18 protein-coding genes and 1 riboswitch are annotated in these 19,919 nt (G+C 50.0%); of the genes, 8 read left to right on the forward strand and 10 right to left on the reverse strand.

The genetic code is table 11. The annotated features are described in order from the left end of the window. Window positions 1-48 precede the first annotated feature (48 nt). Window positions 49-158, reverse strand: a riboswitch (SAM riboswitch). An 81-nt stretch (window positions 159-239) separates the two neighbouring features. The 3 genes from AF331_RS20140 to licT form a co-directional block, all read right to left on the reverse strand. Continuing rightward, a complete protein-coding gene (locus tag AF331_RS20140; protein WP_053429771.1) occupies window positions 240-1,694 on the reverse strand; it encodes a 6-phospho-beta-glucosidase in 1,455 nt (484 codons plus the stop codon). Further along, window positions 1,691-3,562: a beta-glucoside-specific PTS transporter subunit IIABC gene (locus AF331_RS20145; protein WP_053429772.1), complete on the reverse strand. Its 1,872-nt coding sequence runs from the start codon at window positions 3,560-3,562 to the stop codon at window positions 1,691-1,693. Before AF331_RS20145 ends, AF331_RS20140 begins: the two co-directional genes overlap by 4 nt. Before the next feature lie 120 nt (window positions 3,563-3,682). Then, a complete protein-coding gene (gene licT, locus AF331_RS20150) occupies window positions 3,683-4,549 on the reverse strand; it encodes a BglG family transcription antiterminator LicT (RefSeq protein WP_053429773.1) in 867 nt (288 codons plus the stop codon). A 329-nt stretch (window positions 4,550-4,878) separates the two neighbouring features. On the opposite strand from licT, the gene AF331_RS20155 reads away from it, so the two are divergent. After that, window positions 4,879-5,796 carry a hypothetical protein gene (locus tag AF331_RS20155; RefSeq protein WP_053429774.1) on the forward strand — a complete coding sequence of 306 codons (918 nt, stop codon included), beginning with the start codon at window positions 4,879-4,881 and terminating at the stop codon, window positions 5,794-5,796. A gap of 44 nt (window positions 5,797-5,840) precedes the next feature. On the opposite strand, the gene AF331_RS20160 is transcribed toward AF331_RS20155, so the two are convergent. From AF331_RS20160 to AF331_RS20180, 5 genes are all read right to left on the reverse strand, one after another. Next, on the reverse strand, window positions 5,841-7,346 hold the full coding sequence (locus tag AF331_RS20160; protein ID WP_053429775.1) for a tripartite tricarboxylate transporter permease: 1,506 nt from the start codon (window positions 7,344-7,346) through the stop codon (window positions 5,841-5,843). 24 nt (window positions 7,347-7,370) lie between these two features. Then, complete coding sequence (locus tag AF331_RS20165) at window positions 7,371-7,829, reverse strand: tripartite tricarboxylate transporter TctB family protein (RefSeq protein ID WP_053429776.1); 459 nt, start codon at window positions 7,827-7,829, stop codon at window positions 7,371-7,373. Window positions 7,830-7,840: 11 nt separating this feature from the next. After that, window positions 7,841-8,803 carry a tripartite tricarboxylate transporter substrate binding protein gene (locus AF331_RS20170; protein WP_082347088.1) on the reverse strand — a complete coding sequence of 321 codons (963 nt, stop codon included), beginning with the start codon at window positions 8,801-8,803 and terminating at the stop codon, window positions 7,841-7,843. Window positions 8,804-9,010: 207 nt separating this feature from the next. Beyond that, window positions 9,011-9,676 carry a response regulator gene (locus AF331_RS20175; protein WP_053429778.1) on the reverse strand — a complete coding sequence of 222 codons (666 nt, stop codon included), beginning with the start codon at window positions 9,674-9,676 and terminating at the stop codon, window positions 9,011-9,013. Next, window positions 9,673-11,262 carry an ATP-binding protein gene (locus AF331_RS20180; protein ID WP_053429779.1) on the reverse strand — a complete coding sequence of 530 codons (1,590 nt, stop codon included), beginning with the start codon at window positions 11,260-11,262 and terminating at the stop codon, window positions 9,673-9,675. Before AF331_RS20180 ends, AF331_RS20175 begins: the two co-directional genes overlap by 4 nt. A 154-nt stretch (window positions 11,263-11,416) precedes the next feature. On the opposite strand from AF331_RS20180, the gene pepT reads away from it, so the two are divergent. The 5 genes from pepT to AF331_RS20205 all read left to right on the forward strand — a co-directional run bounded on the left by pepT (window position 11,417) and on the right by AF331_RS20205 (window position 16,715). After that, entirely contained in the window at window positions 11,417-12,649 is a 1,233-nt protein-coding gene (gene pepT / locus AF331_RS20185; protein WP_053429780.1) for a peptidase T, read from the forward strand. 111 nt (window positions 12,650-12,760) lie between these two features. Continuing rightward, window positions 12,761-14,158, forward strand: a complete 1,398-nt coding sequence (locus AF331_RS20190; protein WP_053429781.1) for an RQC-minor-2 family DNA-binding protein — start codon at window positions 12,761-12,763, stop codon at window positions 14,156-14,158. 154 nt (window positions 14,159-14,312) lie between these two features. Beyond that, window positions 14,313-14,876, forward strand: a complete 564-nt coding sequence (locus AF331_RS20195) for a DeoR family transcriptional regulator (protein WP_053429782.1) — start codon at window positions 14,313-14,315, stop codon at window positions 14,874-14,876. Window positions 14,877-14,891: 15 nt separating this feature from the next. After that, window positions 14,892-16,235 (forward strand): PepSY-associated TM helix domain-containing protein, encoded by a 1,344-nt coding sequence (locus AF331_RS20200; protein ID WP_053429783.1) that lies wholly within the window; start codon window positions 14,892-14,894, stop codon window positions 16,233-16,235. A gap of 15 nt (window positions 16,236-16,250) precedes the next feature. Continuing rightward, entirely contained in the window at window positions 16,251-16,715 is a 465-nt protein-coding gene (locus AF331_RS20205) for a FixH family protein (RefSeq protein ID WP_053429784.1), read from the forward strand. 53 nt (window positions 16,716-16,768) lie between these two features. Here AF331_RS20205 and AF331_RS20210 read toward each other — a convergent pair whose 3' ends face one another. Both AF331_RS20210 and AF331_RS20215 read right to left on the reverse strand, forming a co-directional pair. Continuing rightward, on the reverse strand, window positions 16,769-17,524 hold the full coding sequence (locus AF331_RS20210; RefSeq protein ID WP_053429785.1) for an SDR family NAD(P)-dependent oxidoreductase: 756 nt from the start codon (window positions 17,522-17,524) through the stop codon (window positions 16,769-16,771). Between the two features lie 152 nt (window positions 17,525-17,676). Continuing rightward, complete coding sequence (locus tag AF331_RS20215) at window positions 17,677-18,306, reverse strand: GntR family transcriptional regulator (protein ID WP_053429786.1); 630 nt, start codon at window positions 18,304-18,306, stop codon at window positions 17,677-17,679. A gap of 144 nt (window positions 18,307-18,450) precedes the next feature. On the opposite strand from AF331_RS20215, the gene AF331_RS20220 reads away from it, so the two are divergent. Together AF331_RS20220 and AF331_RS20225 are read left to right on the forward strand one after the other, a co-directional pair. Next, entirely contained in the window at window positions 18,451-19,263 is an 813-nt protein-coding gene (locus AF331_RS20220; protein ID WP_053429787.1) for an alpha/beta fold hydrolase, read from the forward strand. Window positions 19,264-19,394: 131 nt separating this feature from the next. Beyond that, the gene (locus AF331_RS20225) at window positions 19,395-19,895 is read left to right on the forward strand and encodes a GNAT family N-acetyltransferase (RefSeq protein WP_053429788.1); all 501 of its coding nucleotides are present in this window, start codon (window positions 19,395-19,397) and stop codon (window positions 19,893-19,895) included. Window positions 19,896-19,919 lie beyond the last annotated feature (24 nt).

Genomic DNA, 19,919 nt, shown 5'->3' on the forward strand with positions numbered 1-19,919 from the left:
AAAAAGGCCCTTCCCGGTAAAAGGAAGAGCCTGATGATTCTCGTCTCTTCCTCATCTCCGAACGAATCTCGTTCAAGGATTTAGCACCATTCTGTTCAAGTTTGAACAGCGGTTGCCGGGTTTCACAGGGCCAGTCCCTCCACCACTCTTAATAAGGAATATCGCTATTTAATTTTCTCAATATAATAATTATTCAGGATTTAGCTCTTGTTGTCAATGGGAAGAGGGGAATTAACCTCTCAACTTTTGACGGTTTCGTTCTCCAATGCCGCTCCATTCGTCTCGATCACCTGTTTGTACCAGTCGAAGCTGGCCTTCTTAGAACGGTTGAGGGTGCCATTGCCTTCGTTGTCTTTGTCCACATGGATATAGCCATAGCGCTTTTTCATTTCGCCGCTTGACGCGCTGACGATATCGATCGGTCCCCAGCATGTGTAACCCAACAGCTGGACTCCGTCCTTGATCGCTTCGTTCAGCTCGCGGAGATGGGCTGAGAGATAATCGATTCGATAGGCATCGTTGATTTCCCCATCTGCGCCGGGCTCGTCGATGGCTCCAAGGCCGTTTTCCACGACGAATAATGGTTTTTGATAGCGATCATACAGTTGATTGGCCGTAATCCGGATCCCTTTTGGATCGATCGTCCATCCCCATTCTGATGTTCTCAAATGAGGATTTTTGACCGAAGGGAACACATTGCCTGCCGTCATCTTCCCGAGGATTTCGGGATCACGGCTGATCGTGCGGCTGGAGTAATAGCTGAATCCGATGTAATCCACCGTATGAGCCTTGAGGATGTCTTCATCTCCTTCTTCCATATGAAGATCCCACTCCTGCTCCCGGAAGAAGCGCTTCGCATAGCCCGGATACGCTCCACGGGACTGAACGTCGATGAAGAAGTAGGATTCGCGATCCCGTTCGATTCCCGCCCAGACATCTTCCGGATTACAGGAGTACGGATACGTTACACCTGCGGCCAGCATACACCCGATCTGTGCCTCCGGATCGATCTCATGGAGTGCCTTCACGGCAAGGGCACTGGCGACAAGCTGATGATGAGCAGCCTGATAGAGGACCTGATCCCGGTTTTCACCTTCTTTGAACACAATTCCTGCCCCAAGGAAAGGCAGATGGAAAAGCATATTGATTTCATTGAACGTCATCCAATATTTCACGGTTCCTTTAAAACGATTGAAAAGAGTGCGGGCATACGTTTCGTAGAATCCGACGAGCTCACGGCCCTTCCAGCTTCCGAACGTTTCAATCAGATGGACGGGCACATCAAAATGGGCGATGGTTACAACGGGTTCGATTCCGTTCGCTTTGAGCTCTGCGAAGAGGTTTTCATAGAACGTCAATCCTTCTTCATTCGGCTCAGCGTCGTTCCCGTTCGGGAAGATCCTTGCCCAAGATACAGACACCCGAAGGCATTTAAAGCCCATCTCGGCAAACAGCTTGATATCTTCTTTGTAGCGATGATAAAAATCAATGGCCTCATGTGACGGGTAGTAAAGATCATCTTGAAGTTCCAGGTGTGGGATATTCCCTTTCATATAGGAGAATCTCTCTTCACCGCGTGGAAGGAGGTCAACGTTGGTCAACCCCTTCCCCCCTTCGCGGTATCCTCCTTCTGCTTGGTTTGCTGCAATGGCCCCTCCCCAAAGGAAGGATTTTGGAAATGTAGTCGTGGTCATGATACTCGCTCCTTTTCTTTCATATAAGATAGCAGGCGTGCTCCTGCTTTGATATCCCCCGGTTCTTCTGAGAGGACGTCCATGAATTCATTCGTATTGGTCACGACGATCGGCGTGGACAGGTCATACCCGGCCTCCTGGATCGCCTTCACATCGAATTCCACAAGGAGCTGACCCGCTTCGACGCGGTCCCCCTGGGCGATATGTGCGGTGAAATGCTCACCATTCAGCTGGACGGTGTTGAGACCCACATGGACGAGGATTTCAGCTCCATCGTCTCCTACAATCCCGACAGCGTGCTTCGATGGGAACAAGGTGCCAATCACACCCGTGACCGGAGAGTACAGCTTGCCTTCTGTCGGAAGGATGGCGACTCCTTTTCCAAGGGCTTCTGTAGAGAAGGCGGCATCTTTGACGTCAGACAGGGGCATCACGATGCCTGTCAGCGGGCTGACGGCTCCGATAGTGGAAGATGGCGTGACGTGTTGATCATTAGGAACTTCCTGGTCCGTCCCTTCTTCCACGGGATCTTTAAAGCCGACAATATACGTAAGGGCAATGGACAAGATAAAGGATACAGAGATCCCGATGATCAAGCCGATGAAGCCTTCGCCATAGAAGATCGGGAGGGTCAATAATCCCGGAGGGCCCGTAGCGATGGCGGCGCTTTGGGAATAGCCGACGATGGCTCCCCCGACACCTGCACTGATCGTGGCCATGATGAATGGCTTCTTCAGCGGCAGGGTGACACCGTATACGATTGGTTCCGTGATCCCGAATAGACCGGTGATTGCAGTCGAACCAGAGAGGGCCTTCAATTTTTTGTTCTTCGTCTTCAGCATGACACCAAGGGCTGCCCCTGCTTGTGCAAAGATAGCCGGAGCGGTTACAGGCTTGACGTTATCATAGCCTTGTACAGTGATATTGTTGATGAAGATCGGAATGATCCCCCAGTGAACACCAAAGATGACAAGCACCTGCCAGGACATGGCGACAATGGCACCGGCAATGATCGGGCTCAGTGAGAATACATAGAGGATGCCTGCTGCAATCCCATTTCCGACATACACACCGAACGGTCCAAAGGCGAGAAGCGTCAACGGCAGGATCGTAACCAATAAGACAAACGGCGTAATAAATGTACGCACGGACTGATGGATCCTGCGGTTCAGGAATCGCTCGAAATACCCCATGACGAGGACCGCCAGGATGATCGGGATGACAGTTGAAGAATATTTCATCATCACGACAGGGATGCCGAAGAACGTGGTTTCAACGTTCCCGTTGGCCAGTTCAATGATGGACGGATAGATCAACGCCCCGGCAATCGTAGCGGCAATGAATGGGTTCGCATCAAATTTCCTCGCAGCTGTAAACGCTAACAACACAGGCAAGAAGTAAAATAGGCTGTCCGCTGCAGCATATAGAATGATATACGTCGTATTATCCGGAGTCATCACCCCGGTACTCGTCAAAATCTGAAGGACCCCCTTCAGAACACCTGCGCCGGCCATGATGCCAAGAAGCGGCGTGAAGATCCCGGCAATGATATCGATGACCCTGCCGACTGCGGATCCTTTATCCCCTTTTTCGTCCGTCTGTTTTGAAGACGTATCCGATAGGAGGGATGTTTGTTTCCCGATCTCACGGTAGACGTGGGAGACGTCATTTCCGATGACTACTTGGAATTGCCCGCCGCTTTCCATGACGGTGACTACACCATCAAGTGCCATGATGGCCTTTTTGTCTGCTTTTTCACGCTGATTCAGTTTGAACCTGAGCCTTGTGGCACAATGCACGAGAGAGGTGACATTTTGTTCCCCGCCGATATGGCGGATCATCAGTTCTGCTGTTTTTGCGAAATCCATTGTGAAAACCTCCTTTATTTAAAAGCTTTGATTTTTAAAAAAGAAAAACCTAGACAACGGCAAAGAAAAAACAATGTTTTTCCCTTGCTGTCACCTAGGTTTAGCCTGCTTGACCAGTAACTATCCTCTTGGACTATGCTGCATCGCATGACGTGATGTCACGCGATGGATATGAAGTGTGAGATATATGCGTTCGTCTTTTGATAATGTCCAGTTGAGCTCTTTCTGGATGTAGACGGCAATCTTCCCTGAGCACTCGAATGCCTGTGGATATTGACGCTCGACCTGCTGATAGAAAAAGTCGTCGGTCTGCTCCTCGACGGTCTGCTCCTTTTTCATGAGCCTCCATGCAAAGAAGCGGAGATGGGTGAGAAAGCGCTCGTAATTCATGGATTCTTCATCGAGTGTCACATTGAAGTGGTACTTGACGATGGTCAAGATATCGTTGACCGTCGTCACGACTTTCGTGATGGATTCAAGCCCTTCACCAGACACTTGACTGTTCACAAGGTGCATGGCAATGGACGCAGCCTCATTCTCATCCATCATGATCCCTGTCTCTTCCTCGATGATCGTCAATGCCTCAAGTGCGGTTTGGTATTCTTTCCGGTAGTACTTCTTGATCTCCCATGCAAGAGCATTCTGAAGCTTGATTCCTTGCTTGTAGCGGGTGATGGCAAAGCTCAAATGGTCGGTCAAGGCGACATACAGATAGTCATCCAGCTTGACCCCGAGCTTCATCGCAGCCATCGTCATGATTTTCTCAGAGAGTACGAGATACTTCTCCGACACGTCTGCCAAAAGCTCTGCAAGTTTGGCAGATACGCCTTCTCCCTCGAGGACGAAGGTCTTCTCTACCAGTCCGGTATCCACCTGATCGCCCGGCCGCTTCTTGAAGGCCAGTCCCCGTCCCATGACCACCAGTTCCTTCCCTTGATCGTCGTGGGTCAGGACCACATTATTATTGATGACTTTACTAATCTCCATATCTCTCCGCCCCGTCCATCCATATTCCCTGAAACAAAAATAACCCAAATCTGCCCACACGTCACCTCAAAAGGTAACCAGCAAATTTAGGTTTTGCCTGCCCGAAGCAGTAACAATCCTGTTTTTATATCGTTAGTTGTAAACGGTTACTTTATTCTGACACAGGTCCTTAAGGATGTCAATCCTTTTTACTAGTTTTATATCCCACCTTTTCCACAGAGCGTTTTCTTTTTTGGAATCTGGGTATAAAAGGAAGGATATTGATCGATTTACACTATATTCCATATCAAAAGGGGTCCTTGAGGATCAAGAAAACAGGAGGGAATTCGATGGTGAAGAGATGGATCGTGATCCTCACGGCATGCGGGTTGCTGACCGCTTGCGGATTGGGTGAAAAGAAAGAAACAGCTTCAAAAACAGAAGCTGCAGCAGATGAGAAAAAGGAAAAGGCGTCAGAAGATGAGAAAGCTACAAATGAAAAAGAAGCAAGCGCTTCAAAAGCTGAAGCAGATAAGCCGCAGCAAGAGAAACCCCTGAAAACCTTCGACGAGCTGACACCGGAAGAGTTGAAGATCCCGACAGTCCCTATGGAGTCCCCTTATGGTGAAGATGGCAATTTTAAATATGTGCACACTGATAAGGAGCTTGCCCGGGACTTCACAGATGAGAACAATATGATCCGTTTCGACTTGGATGAGGGTCCCATACGCATCATGCGCACGGGTAATGTGGATAATGTGATGAACTACAGCGATACCTTTATCGATCTTTCCGAAAATCTGTCTTATAAAATTCAGGATCCAGAAGAGATTGAAATCGCCTATCAGCTTTTCATCAATCATCCTCCCGTTCAGCTTCAAGGAAAGGAAGGGATTGAATACAGATCATGGGAGGAAGCAACCAATATGGAGCGGGGCATCATTCAGATGACCATCCTGCTGTCGGTCCCCATGAACTATCTCCAGTATGCCATCGAACAGGATGAGTACGATACGGAAGAATTCAAGACGGCTCAGGCAGAGTTCAAGCGAATCGGTGATCCGATGGTACTTTTCCCGTCTCCACAGACGCCCCTGGATTACGAATTGTACGAAAGTATACGCACGGTTCACGCCCTATGGGGGAAATTGGGACTCTATCAAAAGCCCGAGCAGGATAAAGAAGAATTCAAGGCCCTCTACGATCAAACGAGGCAGGAAGTGAATAACCTGTTCGCACGGGTGAACTATACGCTATCCGAAGAGTGAAGCAAACACAGAAAAGAGCCCCAGTAGGAAAGGGCTCTTTTTCGTTACATATTCACAGTCGTATCTTCCTTTTGCCGTCTTACCCGCTGACGCCAAGCCGGAACGACAAGGGCCAGGATGGCAATGACAAAGAGGGATACAGACAGGGGACTTGTGTAGAAGATGCTCCAGTTCCCGCCGGATATGGTCAAGGACTGCCTCAGCGCCTGCTCCATCATACCTCCGAGGATGAAGGCGAGGATGAAAGGGGCAGCCGGGAAGGCGAAGATCCGCATCAGATATCCTATGATCCCGAAGATCACCAATAAATAGAGATCAAATGTACTGAAGCTGACGGCATATACCCCGACCAAGCTGGAAATGATCACGAGAGCAATCAGCAGCGGACGCGGGACCGACAGGATCTTCACAAAGTATGGGATAAGCGGGAGATTCAAGATCAACAAGAATACATTCCCAACATACATACTCGCAATGACTCCCCAGAAAATCGTCGGATTCTCCGTCATGAGAAGCGGACCCGGCTGGACGCCGAGGACAAGGAAGGCACCGAGCATGACGGCGGTCGTCCCGGAACCCGGGATCCCGAGGCTGAGCAACGGTACGAACGCACCGCTCGTGGCTGCGTTATTGGCCGTCTCAGGTGCCGCCAGCCCCTTGACCGAGCCTTTCCCGAATTCTTCGGGCTTCTTGGCAAGCTTCTTCTCGGAAATATAGGCAACAAAGGAAGAAATGGTGGCCCCTGCTCCTGGCAGTACCCCCAAGAGGAAGCCGATGAAGGATTGTCTCGTCATCGGGCCTTTCATCTCTTTGAAATCCTCTTTGGACAGCTTCAAACTGCCAATGTTCTTAAAGTCGCTCATCTTTGCCTTCCGGTTGAGAATCAGGAAGCAGACTTCAGCCAGGGCAAAGACACCTAGGGCGATGACCAGAAAATCGATCCCGTCGAGAAGGTTGACATTCCCCATTGTAAAACGGCTCGTACCCGTTTGGGAATCGATCCCGATGGTCACGACCATGAAGCCGAGGACCGCAGACGTAAGCGCCTTGAGGGTGGAACCGTCCGAAAGACTTGAGATGGCCGTCAAGCCAAGCAGCATGAGGGCAAAGTATTCGGGCGGTCCGAAAATGATGGCCACGCTTGCCAATACCGGGGCAAATAGCATCAAAAGGATGACGCTGACCGTCCCTCCGACAAAGGAAGCGATGGCGGAAATCGCAAGGGCTTTCCCTGCCTTCCCCTGCTGGGCCATGGGATAGCCGTCAAAAGCCGTTGCCACAGTGCCGGCCACACCGGGAGCATTCAGTAGGATGGAAGACGTCGATCCTCCATACATGGACCCATAATACACACCCGCCATCATGACAAGGGCGATGGTGGGGTCCATCCCATAGGTAACGGGGATCATGATCGCAATCGCACTGATCGGACCGAGTCCCGGGATCATTCCGATGATCGTCCCGATCAGTACCCCGATAAATACAAACATAATTCCTTGTAAACTGAAGGCTAATTGAAAGCCTTGCAGCAATCCATCAAACGAACCCATACGTTCACTCCTTTCTTTCCTTTATCAAAACGGCAGTATTCCTGCCGGCAGACGGATGGATAAAGCGTAATTAAACAGACTGTATGCACCGCCTGAGAACACGACAGCCGTTATGATATTCGGAACCCATTTCTTATACCCCAACAGTCTGGAACAGACGATGATGAAGGCAGTCGTCATGAGGACAAAGCCTGCTACCTCAAGGAACGTGATATAGATCAGAACCAGGCCCATGACGGCAAGAAGCATGAGGACTTCCTTCTTAGGGATCACCCGTTTGGCCTTTTGGTCTTCCGTGTCTATATCCTTACTGAAGAAAAAGCAGACGGATAAGATCAGAAGACAAAAGCCCAGGATCTTGGGAATCAGATCGGCATCAACCGGAACAAAGGGATATTCAGGAAGAAGGAACGCCATCATCAGATAAAGGACCGATACAAGCATCAATACAATGGAAATACTTTTATTCACCGTTAATTTCATCTCTGATCCTCCTAATCTCTTTTGAAGCCGAGCTCATCCAGGACTTTGGCGAGATCCTCCGCTTGTTCATCCAGGAAGAACTTGAATTCTTCACTGCCCATGTACTGTTCATCCCACCCGTATGTCTTCCTGACCTTGTCGAAGGATTCCGATTCGGATACACCCTTCGCAATATCTTCATAATAGGCAATCTGTTCATCGGTCATATCGGGCGGTCCGAATAATCCGCGCCACACGATGAATTCGGCATCAATCCCCTGCTCTTTTGCTGTCGGAAGGGTTTCGAGGAATTCGTCCCCTGAGAGTCGTTCAGGAGAGGTGACGGCGAGGATTTTCAATTTCTCGGCCCTTGCCTGATCCATGGCATCGGATACCCCTGTCGAGACGACATCGACACTGCCATTGAGTACGGCCGTCATGGAGCCTCCATCCTGATCTGAGACATATCGGATCTTGGTGATGTCCACACCTGCCGCCTGGGCGAACATGATGAATTGAATATGATCCATGCTTCCTGGAGATGAGATTCCGACGACTGTCACGCTCTCCGGATCCTTCCTCATATCCTCAAACAGCTCATCGAGTGTGTCCCATTTGGCATCGGCTCTTACGGCAAATGCTCCGTAATCAGCAATCAGGTTGGCAATGGGTGTGAAATCTTCGTAGCCGTAAGGGGATTGCCCGTTCAGTGCTACAAAGTGTAACGGAGGGGAGCTGATGAAGATGTTGTGGGGATCATTCCGCTTGTGGATATAGGACCAGGCCACTGCTCCGCCGCCGCCCGGTTTGTTGACGACACCGAAGCTGCGATCTGATAGATTTTCATCTTCAATGCTTTTCGCGATCATCCTGGCGGTGGTGTCCCATCCGCCTCCTGCTCCTGCCGGGGCGATGACTTCAATGGAGCGGTCCGGTTCCCATTCTCCATCTGCATTGACCGACCCTTTTTGGACGGGAAGGGAACAGCCTGTCATTAAAATGAGGCCGAATGTGATAAGTACAATCAATCGTTTTCGCAACACTAGCGCCTCCTTGCCATTTTTCAACCATTTTACGGGGTGTTCACAGTTTTGTAACCGTTTCCAATTTAAAGTTCTTAGTGTCCTTTTTGCCTTTTATGTTCATAAAGTTCACAAAAAAGCGGTTTTGAAAAAGATTCCTCCTTTTCAAAACCGCTTTGATCATTTCCGTTTGTATTTCCTTTCCGGGCGACCCACGATCCCGTAGACGAGCTCTGCTTCAGCTTCTTTGATCGAGATAAGGTATTCCAGATAGCGGCGGGAAGTCGTCCTGGAAGCTCCGAACAGCTTCCCGAGGGCTTCCGCCGTGATCCCTTCTTCCTGTTGTCCAAGAAGCTCCTTGACCTTTTCAAGCGTCAGCTGATCGATCCCCTTCGGAAGGGCCTCCGGGGGAGAAGACATCTCGGACCGGAAAAGCCGGTCGATGAGGGCTTGATTCACATCTTCACTTCCCTTCAGGACATGCTGCGTGTTCGAAGCACGCGAAACAGCTTCTGACAATCGTTCTAGCTCGATGGGCTTGATCAGGTAGTCCAAAACCCCCTGGTTCAGCGCCTTCGTCAAAATCATTCGATCCGTCGCCGCTGTAATGAGGATGATCTGAAGGCCGGGACAGACTTCCCTGAGCGACCCGATGATGCTGATTCCAAGACTATCCGGCAGATAAACGTCCAGAAGGAGCAGATCGGGCTTTAACTCACCAACAAGCCTTAGGGTTTCTGCGGCAGTTGAAGCCGAGGCAAGTACCTGGATCCCTCCGATCCTTTCAAGGAACTGATGATGGATGTCGGCTACACGGTAGTCATCTTCTGCAATAAGGACCTTCACTGAGTACTTCCTCCTTTCGGAATATAGACGGTTACGACCGTCCCTTCCTGTTCATCGGATGCGATTTCCAAACTCCCTCCGAGCTCACGCAGTGACGCGTGGACGAGGGACATGCCAAATCCTCTGTCTGAGCCTTCTTTTGTCGTAAATCCCTGCTCGTGGATCCGTTCCATCATCTCAGGCGGGATCCCTTTTCCATTATCGGATACCTCGAGGATGAGATCATCGGCGATATCCGTCGTATACACTTGAACCTTTGGGTTCGCTTGTCCTGCTACGGCTTCGAAGGCATTGTCGATGATATTTCCTATGATCGTCACGAGGGGAGAGGCAGCCTCCTGAGGCCATTCAAATTGAATGGCACTGGTCTCATCCAGAGCGAAGGTTATTTTTTTCTCAGATGCTTTGGACAGCTTCCCGATCAGGACCGCTTGAATCGTCGGATCGTGGATCTGTTCAAACAATACGCGTTCATATGCCTTTTGCTGGCCGGTTTCTTCATGGATGAACGCCATGGCTTTTTTGATTTTCCCGAGCTGCAGCCAGCCTGATATAGCATACAGCTTATTGGTATATTCATGTGTCTGGGCACGAAGGTCATGAGAGTACTGCTGTACCTCCGACAACGTGCTGATGAGCTCCTGTATTTCCGAACGGCGCTGGAAGCTCGCGACCTTTCCCCCGTAGCGACCCTCATCGTCCACCCTCTTGTAGCGGACCACAAGCTGCTGGCCCCCATACACGGTTTCATATTGTCCTTCCGCTGCTTCGCGTTCCATGACACTGGCGATCGTAGAGCCGGGGAGGATGTTTTGAATAGGGTGACCGATCGCATCTTCCGCGATGCCCAGAATCTCTTTTGCCGACTGGTTGACGAGGGTGACCCGGCCGTCCTGATCTGTCGCCATGACCCCTTCACTGATTGCTTCAAGCACGGCTCCTCTTTCCTTATAGATCCTGGCGATCTGATACGGCTCGAGTCCGAATGTGTCTTTCCGGATATTGCGGGTCAGCATCAAGCTACCACCGACTCCCATGATGAAGATGAACAGGAGCCATAAAAGGATGCCGATCAACCCTTCCTGATAAGTCGAGTCGATCTCAGAGAGAAGGAATCCGACCGATACGACACCGATGATTTCACCTGATTCATTGACGATCGGCGTTTTTCCACGGACCGATTCCCCTATGGAACCCTTAGCCATGGAAACATAGCTCTTTCCATCGATCAGGGCCTCATCGTTGTCCCCACCGACCATCGCCTTCCCGATCTTTTCCTTTGTAGGATGGGTGTAGCGGATCCCATCCATATCGCCTATGACGATGAATTCGGCACCTGATTTCTCACGGATTTTTTCTACGACTTGTTGCATATCTGAAGCGTTTGCATTTTCAGTCAATACCTGTTTCACATCCGGGATTTCCGATACGGTCATCGCCGTTGTAAGAGCCTGCTGGCCGACGATGTCCTGTGCCTGCTTACGCTCAAAATACATATACACCACCGTCACCATCAGCATGATGATGGTGATCAACGTACAGACAAGCACCATGATCTTCCGCTCGAGGGGCCATCTGTTCTCCATCTCTGCATCCCTCCCGTATCACCCCGATGCAGAAAATTCTAACACTTTATGGAATAATAGAAAAGGAGGCATTTAGCGGGAGACTCCCTCCCCGCCTCAAAAGCCGCAGTTTGATATAATGGTAGAAGTACATACTCGAAAGGGGAAATGAACATTGAAGCAGGAAATCATCGAACGCTTTACGTCTTATGTGAAAATGGATACCCAGTCCAACGAACAAAACGAATCTTGCCCCTCCACTCCCGGACAGCTTGAACTCGGGAAAAAGCTTGTAGAAGAGTTGAAGTCGATCGGGTTGAGCGATGCCTCCATGGACGACTTTGGATATGTGATGGCCACCCTGCCAGCCAATACGGACAAGGATGTACCGACAATCGGATTCCTGGCGCATGTCGATACGGCCACAGATTTCACCGGCAAGAATGTTAATCCGCAGATTCATGAAGAATATGACGGTGGCGAAATCGTCCTGAATGAAGACCGCGGTGTCACGCTATCACCCCATGAATTTCCGAACCTCGGAAACTATCATGGCCATACCTTGATCACAACGGATGGAACGACGCTCCTTGGTGCCGATAATAAAGCCGGCATTGCCGAGATCATGACCGCCATGGACTACCTCGTGAAACATCCTGACATCGAACACGGGCGGATCCGGGTCGCTTTCACACCGGATGAAGAAATCGGACGCGGCCCTCATCGATTCGATGTGGAGCGATTCGATGCCCAGTATGCCTATACCGTAGACGGAGGCCCACTCGGGGAGCTGCAATACGAAAGCTTCAGCGCGGCAGGTGCCGTCATCACCATCAACGGAACGAACATCCATCCGGGAACGGCAAAAGGAAAGATGGTCAACTCCATGAAGATCGCCATGGAGCTTCAGAGCCGACTGCCTCGAGAGGAAGTACCTGAATATACGGAAGGGTATGAAGGTTTCTTCCACCTCCTCTCCTTCGAGGGCGATGTGGAAAAGACGACCCTCACGTATATCATTCGTGATTTCGACCGTGAGACATTCACCGCGCGGAAGGAGCTTATGACCTCCATCGTGAAAGAACTTCAGGAAACATACGGGGAAGAGCGCGTTTCTCTCTCCATGAAAGATCAGTATTACAATATGCGCGAGAAGATCGAGCCCGTGAAATTCATTGTCGATACGGCATATAAAGCCATGACCAACCACGGCATCGTTCCGATCGTCGAGCCGATCCGCGGCGGGACAGACGGTTCCCAGCTTTCCTACATGGGACTCCCGACCCCGAATATCTTCACAGGCGGAGAGAACTTCCACGGGAAATTCGAATTCATCTCCGTGGACAATATGGAGAAATCCGTGAATGTGATCGTGGAAATCGCACGTCTATTTGCAGAAGAAGCATAAGATCAGAGCAGTCCTTGAACAGGACTGCTCTTTTTTTTGCACATGCACATTCGCTTCCGGCAAGTCCGGAAATTATAATGTGGGATACAGACTAAGACGAGGTGACCCATTATGAGATATGTTGAATTGAATGACTATCCCTCCCTCCTCATCATTCCCGTCGGCAGGAAGTTCCCCGAAGTCAGGTCCATCGGACACAAGAAGCAGCGGGGGCTCCTGAGCCGACTCCAACACGCGGTGGACGGGATCATTGAAGAGGGACATGCCATACAGGCTTTCTTCCCCGACATCAACGGTAGACGCCTTCCCGTTCCGATCTATCGGAAAGAAGAGCTTTACCCCCATCTCATCAGACCTGAATCCTTCCTGTGGAAGAAGCATTCCGACCAGCGGGGGCTCCCCATAGAGAAAGATTCCTTCTACAGCGTGGAATATGAAACCCTTTCTGCGCAGGACCTGGAAGCTCACGTGCAGCGTGTGATGACCGACTACTCGTTCGCCGCCATCCTTCAGGAGAGGAAGAGGGATGAGTGGCTGGAGTCGATCCGGTCCGCCTATTCACGGCATCCTTTCATTGAATTAGCACGTACGAAGCAGGACGTCGTACAGGCTGTAGAAATCCTTAATTCCTCTTCCCTTCTCGGCCTGTTGAATTCACCGGAGGATGTGGCCTTCTGGAGGCACCGTGTGGAAATCGTCCTTCGCCCCTACAGAAGCATTCCTTTTCCTTGGCGGTGGGATATATGCCGTCATGAGAAAGAGCTTACCCTGAAAGCGAAGGAAGAAATCCTCTCCTGTACCTGTCATGAGTGCAACTATACAATCGACTATTATCCGGAAGAAGACCGTGTGACCCTGCCGACCGAGGTCAATATGGAGCAGGCGCGTAAACGCATTGCCACAATCGAAAGGCAGTTCAATGCCATGGCCGAGAAAACAACGGATGTCGTGACCGCTATACGCCGACTCCAAGACCTTAAGGCAGCCTTGAGACCTCTTGCAGGCATGATCGAACGGGCAAGGGATCTTGAAGAACAATTGGGAGGACGGGCAGCCTCCCATCCCATCCTTTCCATCTATCAGTCCTTAAAGGGATGTAAGCTGCCCGATCGCTATGTGGAACCCGATTTAATGAGCCTGTCCCTCGTCCATATTCCTGATATTTCACTGCTCAAGACGAACCTGGAGGGAGAAGACTTTCAGCAGACGCTGGAAGATCATCTTTCCTATCTTGAGAGAAAAGAGCAGGAATACCGCCCATCACCGGATGATGTGATGGTAGAGGTCAAAGGGTATGGGCTCACCCGTGGTATGATCGAGGACATCGAGGGTGTCCCCGGTTGGTCGGATATTCCCGTCCACCTGCTTGTTCAAATCTTAAAGGGCGAGGCCACCAGCAAGATCAGGCGCATGGGACTGAATGATACATCGATCTTCGCCATGCTTTCCTCATGGCCGGCCAAGTACATCACTCAAGCGATGATCAAATGGAAGAAGAGCGGTGCATGAGCGTGCACCGTTCTTCTTTGTGTGGAAAAAAAGAAGTTTGTTTGTCTTCTTTGTTACACGTCAACATATTTTCACATTTTTCATCAAGCTTCCCCTTGTTCCCCGCCCCTTTCTCCCATACTATTACACTATGAATGTAAAAAGGAGTGGTCCCATGCTTCCCATTGAACGCCGACAACAGATCCTGACTTGGCTTGAAGAGGAAGACACCTTGAAGGTATCGGATATCAGCGAGCGCCTCGGTGTCTCCGAGATGACGGTCTACCGGGACATCAAACCCCTTGTGGATGAAGGGCGTGTCCAAAAGACGTCAAACGGAATCGCCTCAAGCCATGAGCTACCCCTAAACGGATGCAGCCTTTGCATGAAGTCGATCGGAACGAGGCACTCTGTCCAGCTCGTGAAGACAAGTCACCGTGTCGAACAAACCTGCTGTCCACACTGCGGCCTTCTTCGCTTCAACGACATCCGCGATGAGGTTGTTCAGATACTGTGCCGTGATTTTCTGACCGATGCCACAATCAGCGCCAAGACCGCTACGTTCCTCATCGGTGCTGAATTGAATCTGAATTGCTGTCAGCCTCAGGTCATCGCCTTCGGTTCACTCATGCACGCAGAAAAATTCCAAATTGGATTCGGCGGTACCCTGCACACATTCGAAGAGGCCATTCTCGCCATTTCGGATACGATGCAAGGGAATGGCTGCTGTCACTCATAAAAAAGGAGTCTACGTATGAAAAATCAATCAAAAAAATCTCCCTATCAAACGATCTGGAGGTGGCATTTTTACGCAGGGCTCATCTTTGCCCCCTTCCTGTTCATCCTGGCGGTGACCGGCTCGATTTACCTTTTCAAACCGCAGATCGAGGGTGTGCTGTACAACCAGTACTACGATGTCCAGCCCCAAGGAGACAAGATTGCACCTGCCGAACAGATTGAAGAAGTGGAAAAGCTTCATCCCGATGCAACCGTCACTTCTTATAGACCGGGAGAAAGCGCCGATCGCTCCAGCGAAGTGGGCATCAGTACGGAAGAAGGTTCATCTACCGTGTTCATCGATCCCTACACAGGCAAATCCCTCGGTGAACTGAAGGCCGACGACCGGATCATGGACAAAATTGAAGAAATCCACGGAGAATTGATGGCCGGTACACTCGGCGACCGGATCGTGGAGCTTGCTGCCTGCTGGGCCGTCGTCCTCATCGTAACGGGGCTCTTCCTCTGGTTCCCGCGGAAAAAAGACAAACTGTCAGGGGTCTTGTTCCCTCGGTTCAATAAAGGGAAGAAAATCTTCCGCCGTGACCTTCATGCCGTCCCTGCGTTCTGGATCACAGCAGGGATGCTATTCCTGATCCTGACGGGACTCCCATGGTCCGGCTTCTGGGGGACCAACTTTCAGAACGCCGTTACCAATTCCGGAGCGGGCTACCCTCCATCGATCTGGACGGGAAGTGCACCGCAATCAGAAGTGAAAACGAAGGAGATCGCTGAAGTGCCATGGGGAGCAGAAAACCTGGACGTACCCAAATCGGCACTTGAAGGATACACTCCCCTGTCCATCAACGACGTAGTCGACATCGCCAACAGTCAGGATATCGATCCTAGTTATACGGTCTATATCCCTCAGGACCCGACAGGTGTTTACACGCTCTCTGCTTTTCCTGCCAGAGCGCAGGATGAACTGACGATCCATATCGATCAGTATTCCGGTGCGATCCTCGCCGATTACCGTTATGACCATTACGGTCCTGTCGGGAAAGCCGTAGCACTCGGCATCACCCTGCACAAAGGCACACAGTTCGGGATCTTCAATCAGATTCTCAGCCTTCTCATCTGCCTTGGAATCATCCTTGTGGTGGTGAGCGGATTCTACTTGTGGCTGAAGCGGAAACCGAAGCATGAGATGGGGGCACCGAATGGACCAAGCATCTGGAGGTTCAGGGCGTTCCTCGCCGTCATGATCGCACTCGGAATCATTTTCCCGCTGGTAGGGTTGAGTCTCATCGTCGTCTGGCTCCTGGACTGGCTTATCATCAGAAGGCTCCCGAAGGTAAAAGAATTCCTTGGAGCGGCATAAGAAAGGAGACGACCTATGAGATACCTGTTGAAACTACTGCCTTTTACCCTGATCCTCATCCTATTGGGGGCATGTGCCCCTAAAGAGGATGCAGCCGACCTGTACAAGCAGGAATCTCCTCTTGAGGCGGATGTGTCCCTGCCGGATCCATATACGAGTGACGAACCGATCAAAATCTCCCTCACCCAGGACGGCAAAAAAGTGGAAAATGCCAACTTCGTCCATGTGGAAATGTGGAAGGCTGATGGCAGCTTCCGGCAGGGGATGGAAGAAGCCGATAACGAAGGAAATGGACTCTATACGTTCAAAACCGACTTGAAGGATGATGGACTCTATTATGTAAAAGTCCATGCCGGCAGTAACGGCTCCACAATCATGCCGACCAAACCCCTTGCCGTCGGTGAGCTATCAAAAGAAGACATCGATGCCTTGAACGGGAACGTCCCTCAGCAAAGCGGAGGCGGCGGACATCACCATTGATAGAAAAGAAAGACCGGAAGAAAGGGTGTGCCCTCTTCCGGTCTTTCTTTGTCTTATCGGATTTTGTAGCTAAGGAAGCCATCTTCCACCGGGATGGTTTGTCCATTGATGGCGCTGGCCGCATCCGTGAATAAGAAGGTGACGACGCTCGCCACTTTCTCCGGCTTGATCAGCTCACCGCGCATATGCTGTCCTGCCAGATAATCTTTTGCTTCCTGATCATCACCTAAGATCGGCGTATCAATGAATCCAGGTGCCACACCAACCACGCGGATACCGTGTTCAGCAAGTTCGAGGGCTCCTGATTTGGACATCATGACGACAGCCGCTTTGGCCGCGTTGTAATTGAAACTTCCGACCGCAGCAGCCGTTCCGTAAATGGATGCCGTGTTAACGATTGTTCCGGTCGCACCGAGCTCAACCATTTTCTTGGCGCCATAGTACATGCCATAGTATACGCTGTGCTGATCCACATCGATGACACGGTGATAAGATTCTGGATCCATTTCAAGGAATGGTTTCACCAACCCGATGCCGGCGTTATTGAAGATCCCGTTGAATGTACCGAATTTCTCAGCCGTCCAGTCGATCAGTGCTTTGATTTCTTCCCCTTTTGAAACATCTACTTTATAATGAGCGGCACTTCCACCCGCTTGATTGATCTGTTCGGCTACTTCCTTCGCACCGCTTTCATTGAAGTCGGCGACGACAACGGATGCTCCCTTTCCAGATAACTGAAGGGCAGCTTCTTTCCCGATTCCACTTGCTCCCCCTGTAACTACGACAACTTGACCTTTTAACTCTGACATCAAAACCCCTCCTGTATTGTCGACAATTTGTAATACTCTTTTATTGTACGCCTGATCGTTCGCATTGTCGACAATTTAGCTCAGCCAAATGTACTATATTTTAAGAAGCAGGCCCCCGACCTCCTTCCTACCATTTTGATTCCGATCAGCCCTCAGATCACTCCCTGATCGAGGGTCACTTTCACTGCATTCTTCGCCTCTTCGAAATTCCCTCGAAGCAGAGAAGAGGTGAACACCTTAAGCTCCCTGTTGAAGTTCTTCATCGTCTCCCGTGTCCATTTGACTTGGGCGAACACCATCAGGATATGGTTGGCTTCTTTGTAAAACCGCATCAATGCTTTATTATCTGAAACAGTGAATACGTGTGTGATCAGCTGTTCCACCTTCGATTGATACAACTGCACGTCATCCTGCCTGCAAGCCTCGTCAGTCTCGCCGGCGAATGATTGAAGCCTGCGGAGGTTGGAGTCATTCCATTTGGGCTGTGACTGTTCAATGGCCGATTGAAGCAGTCCGATCACGGCGTCGTTGTATTCGATGATTTCCTTATCACTGAAATCCTTTACAATCGTCCCGATCCTCGGGATGCGTTCGGCGATTCCGTCAACCTTCAAAAGGTAAAGCGCCTCCCTGACTGGAGCCCGGCTCGTACCGAGATCCCTTGCTATATCCTCTTCTATGATTTTCTCGCCTGCTTTAATGGCTCCATTCAGAATTTGTTGAAGCAGATGATGATACACCTTCTCAGGCAATGATTCTTTCCCGTGATTGACTCTATTCATGCTACACCTCTGAAAATTATGTTATTGGGAAAATGCTATCCTACCTTTGTGGGAAAAACAAGGTGGAAGATAAGTTTCTGTATTTATTTGGTATAATATTATCATATTGTCTTAACCTCATACCTAGCCGAAGGGAGTCGAGATATGAACTCTAATGAAACCATTAGCAGCGGCTATATCAACCATAATAACGTGAGTACTTACTACGAAATCAGGAATCAGCATATTGATGAAGTACCTCTAATCTTATTAGCAGGCGGACCCGGACTCACCTTTAATACCCTTACCTCTTTGTTTTCACTTTCATCCAATCGGCCAATCGTTTCCTATGATCAAATAGGAAGCGGCCTTTCCACTAGATCAGATTCATTTGAACAACTTCATTTGGCTGACTTTATTGAACAGTTTTCAACTCTTATTGAAACACTGAAGCTAGACAAATTTCATATCATTGGGCATTCCTGGGGAAGTATTCTTGCGACTCAGATAGCTCTTGTTCACCCCAATCGCATTCAAAAGCTTATTATCTATAGTGGCATAGCCGATTGGGAGCACTGCCTGAAATCAAGAAAGCTTTTATTCAAAAAAGAATTCCCCAACGGGATGACAGGCTGGACCAACGAAGATATACAAAAATATTACTATTGCAGAGTACCTTACCCAGACTACTTGGAACGTTCCCTAGCCGAAAAGGACGAAGGGACAAATCAGATGATCTGGAACCCGGACATAAATCAGAAAATGGCTGTGTATAATGCTGTACCCCTGCTAAGAAACATCCACTGTCCAACCTTAATTATCAGCGGCAAATATGATGGTATATCAGTAGGGCAGGCAGAACTATTTAAAGAAATTCCCTATAGTGTACATAAGCAAATGAAGCAATCAGCCCATTATGCCCATGTAGAAGAGGAAGAAAAGTTTATGGATACCGTCCAGGCATTTCTGTCTATTTAACTTGCAGAATTGGGTATTTCTACAAACACCATTTCATGGCAAAATAAAAGAAGTAGATATTTCCAAAACCGGCAGCCTCACTGTTCAACACCAAGAATCCGGGAATAGTACATACCCACAGGAGGACAATCATGATCATCAGACAAGCAACAGAATCAGATGCAGAGGCAATCATCGCCATCCGCCGCAACACGATTTCAGAGCAGGAATATTTTCTGACCACAGATGAGGAGTTCAGCCTCGATCACGCGGGACAGGTAAAGGAGATGGCCGACCGGTCCGAAGCCGGCGGAATGACCTTCGTAGCGGATGCCGAAGGGAAGGTCGTGGCCTTTCTGTTCTTCAACCGCAGCCGGATGAAGCGCATGAGGCATAACGGGTCATTCGGTATCGGCATCCTGCCCGACTACCGCGACCGGGGACTCGGTTCACGCATGCTTCAGCATCTTATCAGCTGGGCGAGGGATCAGGAGGAGATAGAAAAAATCTGTCTCGGTGTCTTCGCTACCAATGAACGGGCCATCGCCTCCTACAAAAAAGCCGGATTTGTGGAAGAAGGCCGGGAAATCAGACAGTATAAGTTCGACGACGGCCGGTATGTGGATAATGTACTAATGGGCATCCAGCTATAAACGTAAAAAACAACACGCACCGGA

Origin of the sequence: Rossellomorea marisflavi, assembly GCF_001274775.1 — a bacterium.
GTDB classification, from domain to species: domain Bacteria; phylum Bacillota; class Bacilli; order Bacillales; family Bacillaceae_B; genus Rossellomorea; species Rossellomorea marisflavi.

What these genes read in the sequence shown, in the direction of transcription:
- AF331_RS20140 (WP_053429771.1), bottom strand. Translation starts at nt 1,694, where the DNA reads ATGACCACGACTACATTTCCAAAATCCTTCCTTTGGGGAGGGGCCATT.
- AF331_RS20145 (WP_053429772.1), bottom strand. Translation starts at nt 3,562, where the DNA reads ATGGATTTCGCAAAAACAGCAGAACTGATGATCCGCCATATCGGCGGG.
- licT (WP_053429773.1), bottom strand. Translation starts at nt 4,549, where the DNA reads ATGGAGATTAGTAAAGTCATCAATAATAATGTGGTCCTGACCCACGAC.
- AF331_RS20155 (WP_053429774.1), top strand. Translation starts at nt 4,879, where the DNA reads ATGGTGAAGAGATGGATCGTGATCCTCACGGCATGCGGGTTGCTGACC.
- AF331_RS20160 (WP_053429775.1), bottom strand. Translation starts at nt 7,346, where the DNA reads ATGGGTTCGTTTGATGGATTGCTGCAAGGCTTTCAATTAGCCTTCAGT.
- AF331_RS20165 (WP_053429776.1), bottom strand. Translation starts at nt 7,829, where the DNA reads ATGAAATTAACGGTGAATAAAAGTATTTCCATTGTATTGATGCTTGTA.
- AF331_RS20170 (WP_082347088.1), bottom strand. Translation starts at nt 8,803, where the DNA reads ATGACAGGCTGTTCCCTTCCCGTCCAAAAAGGGTCGGTCAATGCAGAT.
- AF331_RS20180 (WP_053429779.1), bottom strand. Translation starts at nt 11,262, where the DNA reads ATGGAGAACAGATGGCCCCTCGAGCGGAAGATCATGGTGCTTGTCTGT.
- AF331_RS20190 (WP_053429781.1), top strand. Translation starts at nt 12,761, where the DNA reads ATGAGATATGTTGAATTGAATGACTATCCCTCCCTCCTCATCATTCCC.
- AF331_RS20195 (WP_053429782.1), top strand. Translation starts at nt 14,313, where the DNA reads ATGCTTCCCATTGAACGCCGACAACAGATCCTGACTTGGCTTGAAGAG.
- AF331_RS20200 (WP_053429783.1), top strand. Translation starts at nt 14,892, where the DNA reads ATGAAAAATCAATCAAAAAAATCTCCCTATCAAACGATCTGGAGGTGG.
- AF331_RS20205 (WP_053429784.1), top strand. Translation starts at nt 16,251, where the DNA reads ATGAGATACCTGTTGAAACTACTGCCTTTTACCCTGATCCTCATCCTA.
- AF331_RS20210 (WP_053429785.1), bottom strand. Translation starts at nt 17,524, where the DNA reads ATGTCAGAGTTAAAAGGTCAAGTTGTCGTAGTTACAGGGGGAGCAAGT.
- AF331_RS20215 (WP_053429786.1), bottom strand. Translation starts at nt 18,306, where the DNA reads ATGAATAGAGTCAATCACGGGAAAGAATCATTGCCTGAGAAGGTGTAT.
- AF331_RS20220 (WP_053429787.1), top strand. Translation starts at nt 18,451, where the DNA reads ATGAACTCTAATGAAACCATTAGCAGCGGCTATATCAACCATAATAAC.
- AF331_RS20225 (WP_053429788.1), top strand. Translation starts at nt 19,395, where the DNA reads ATGATCATCAGACAAGCAACAGAATCAGATGCAGAGGCAATCATCGCC.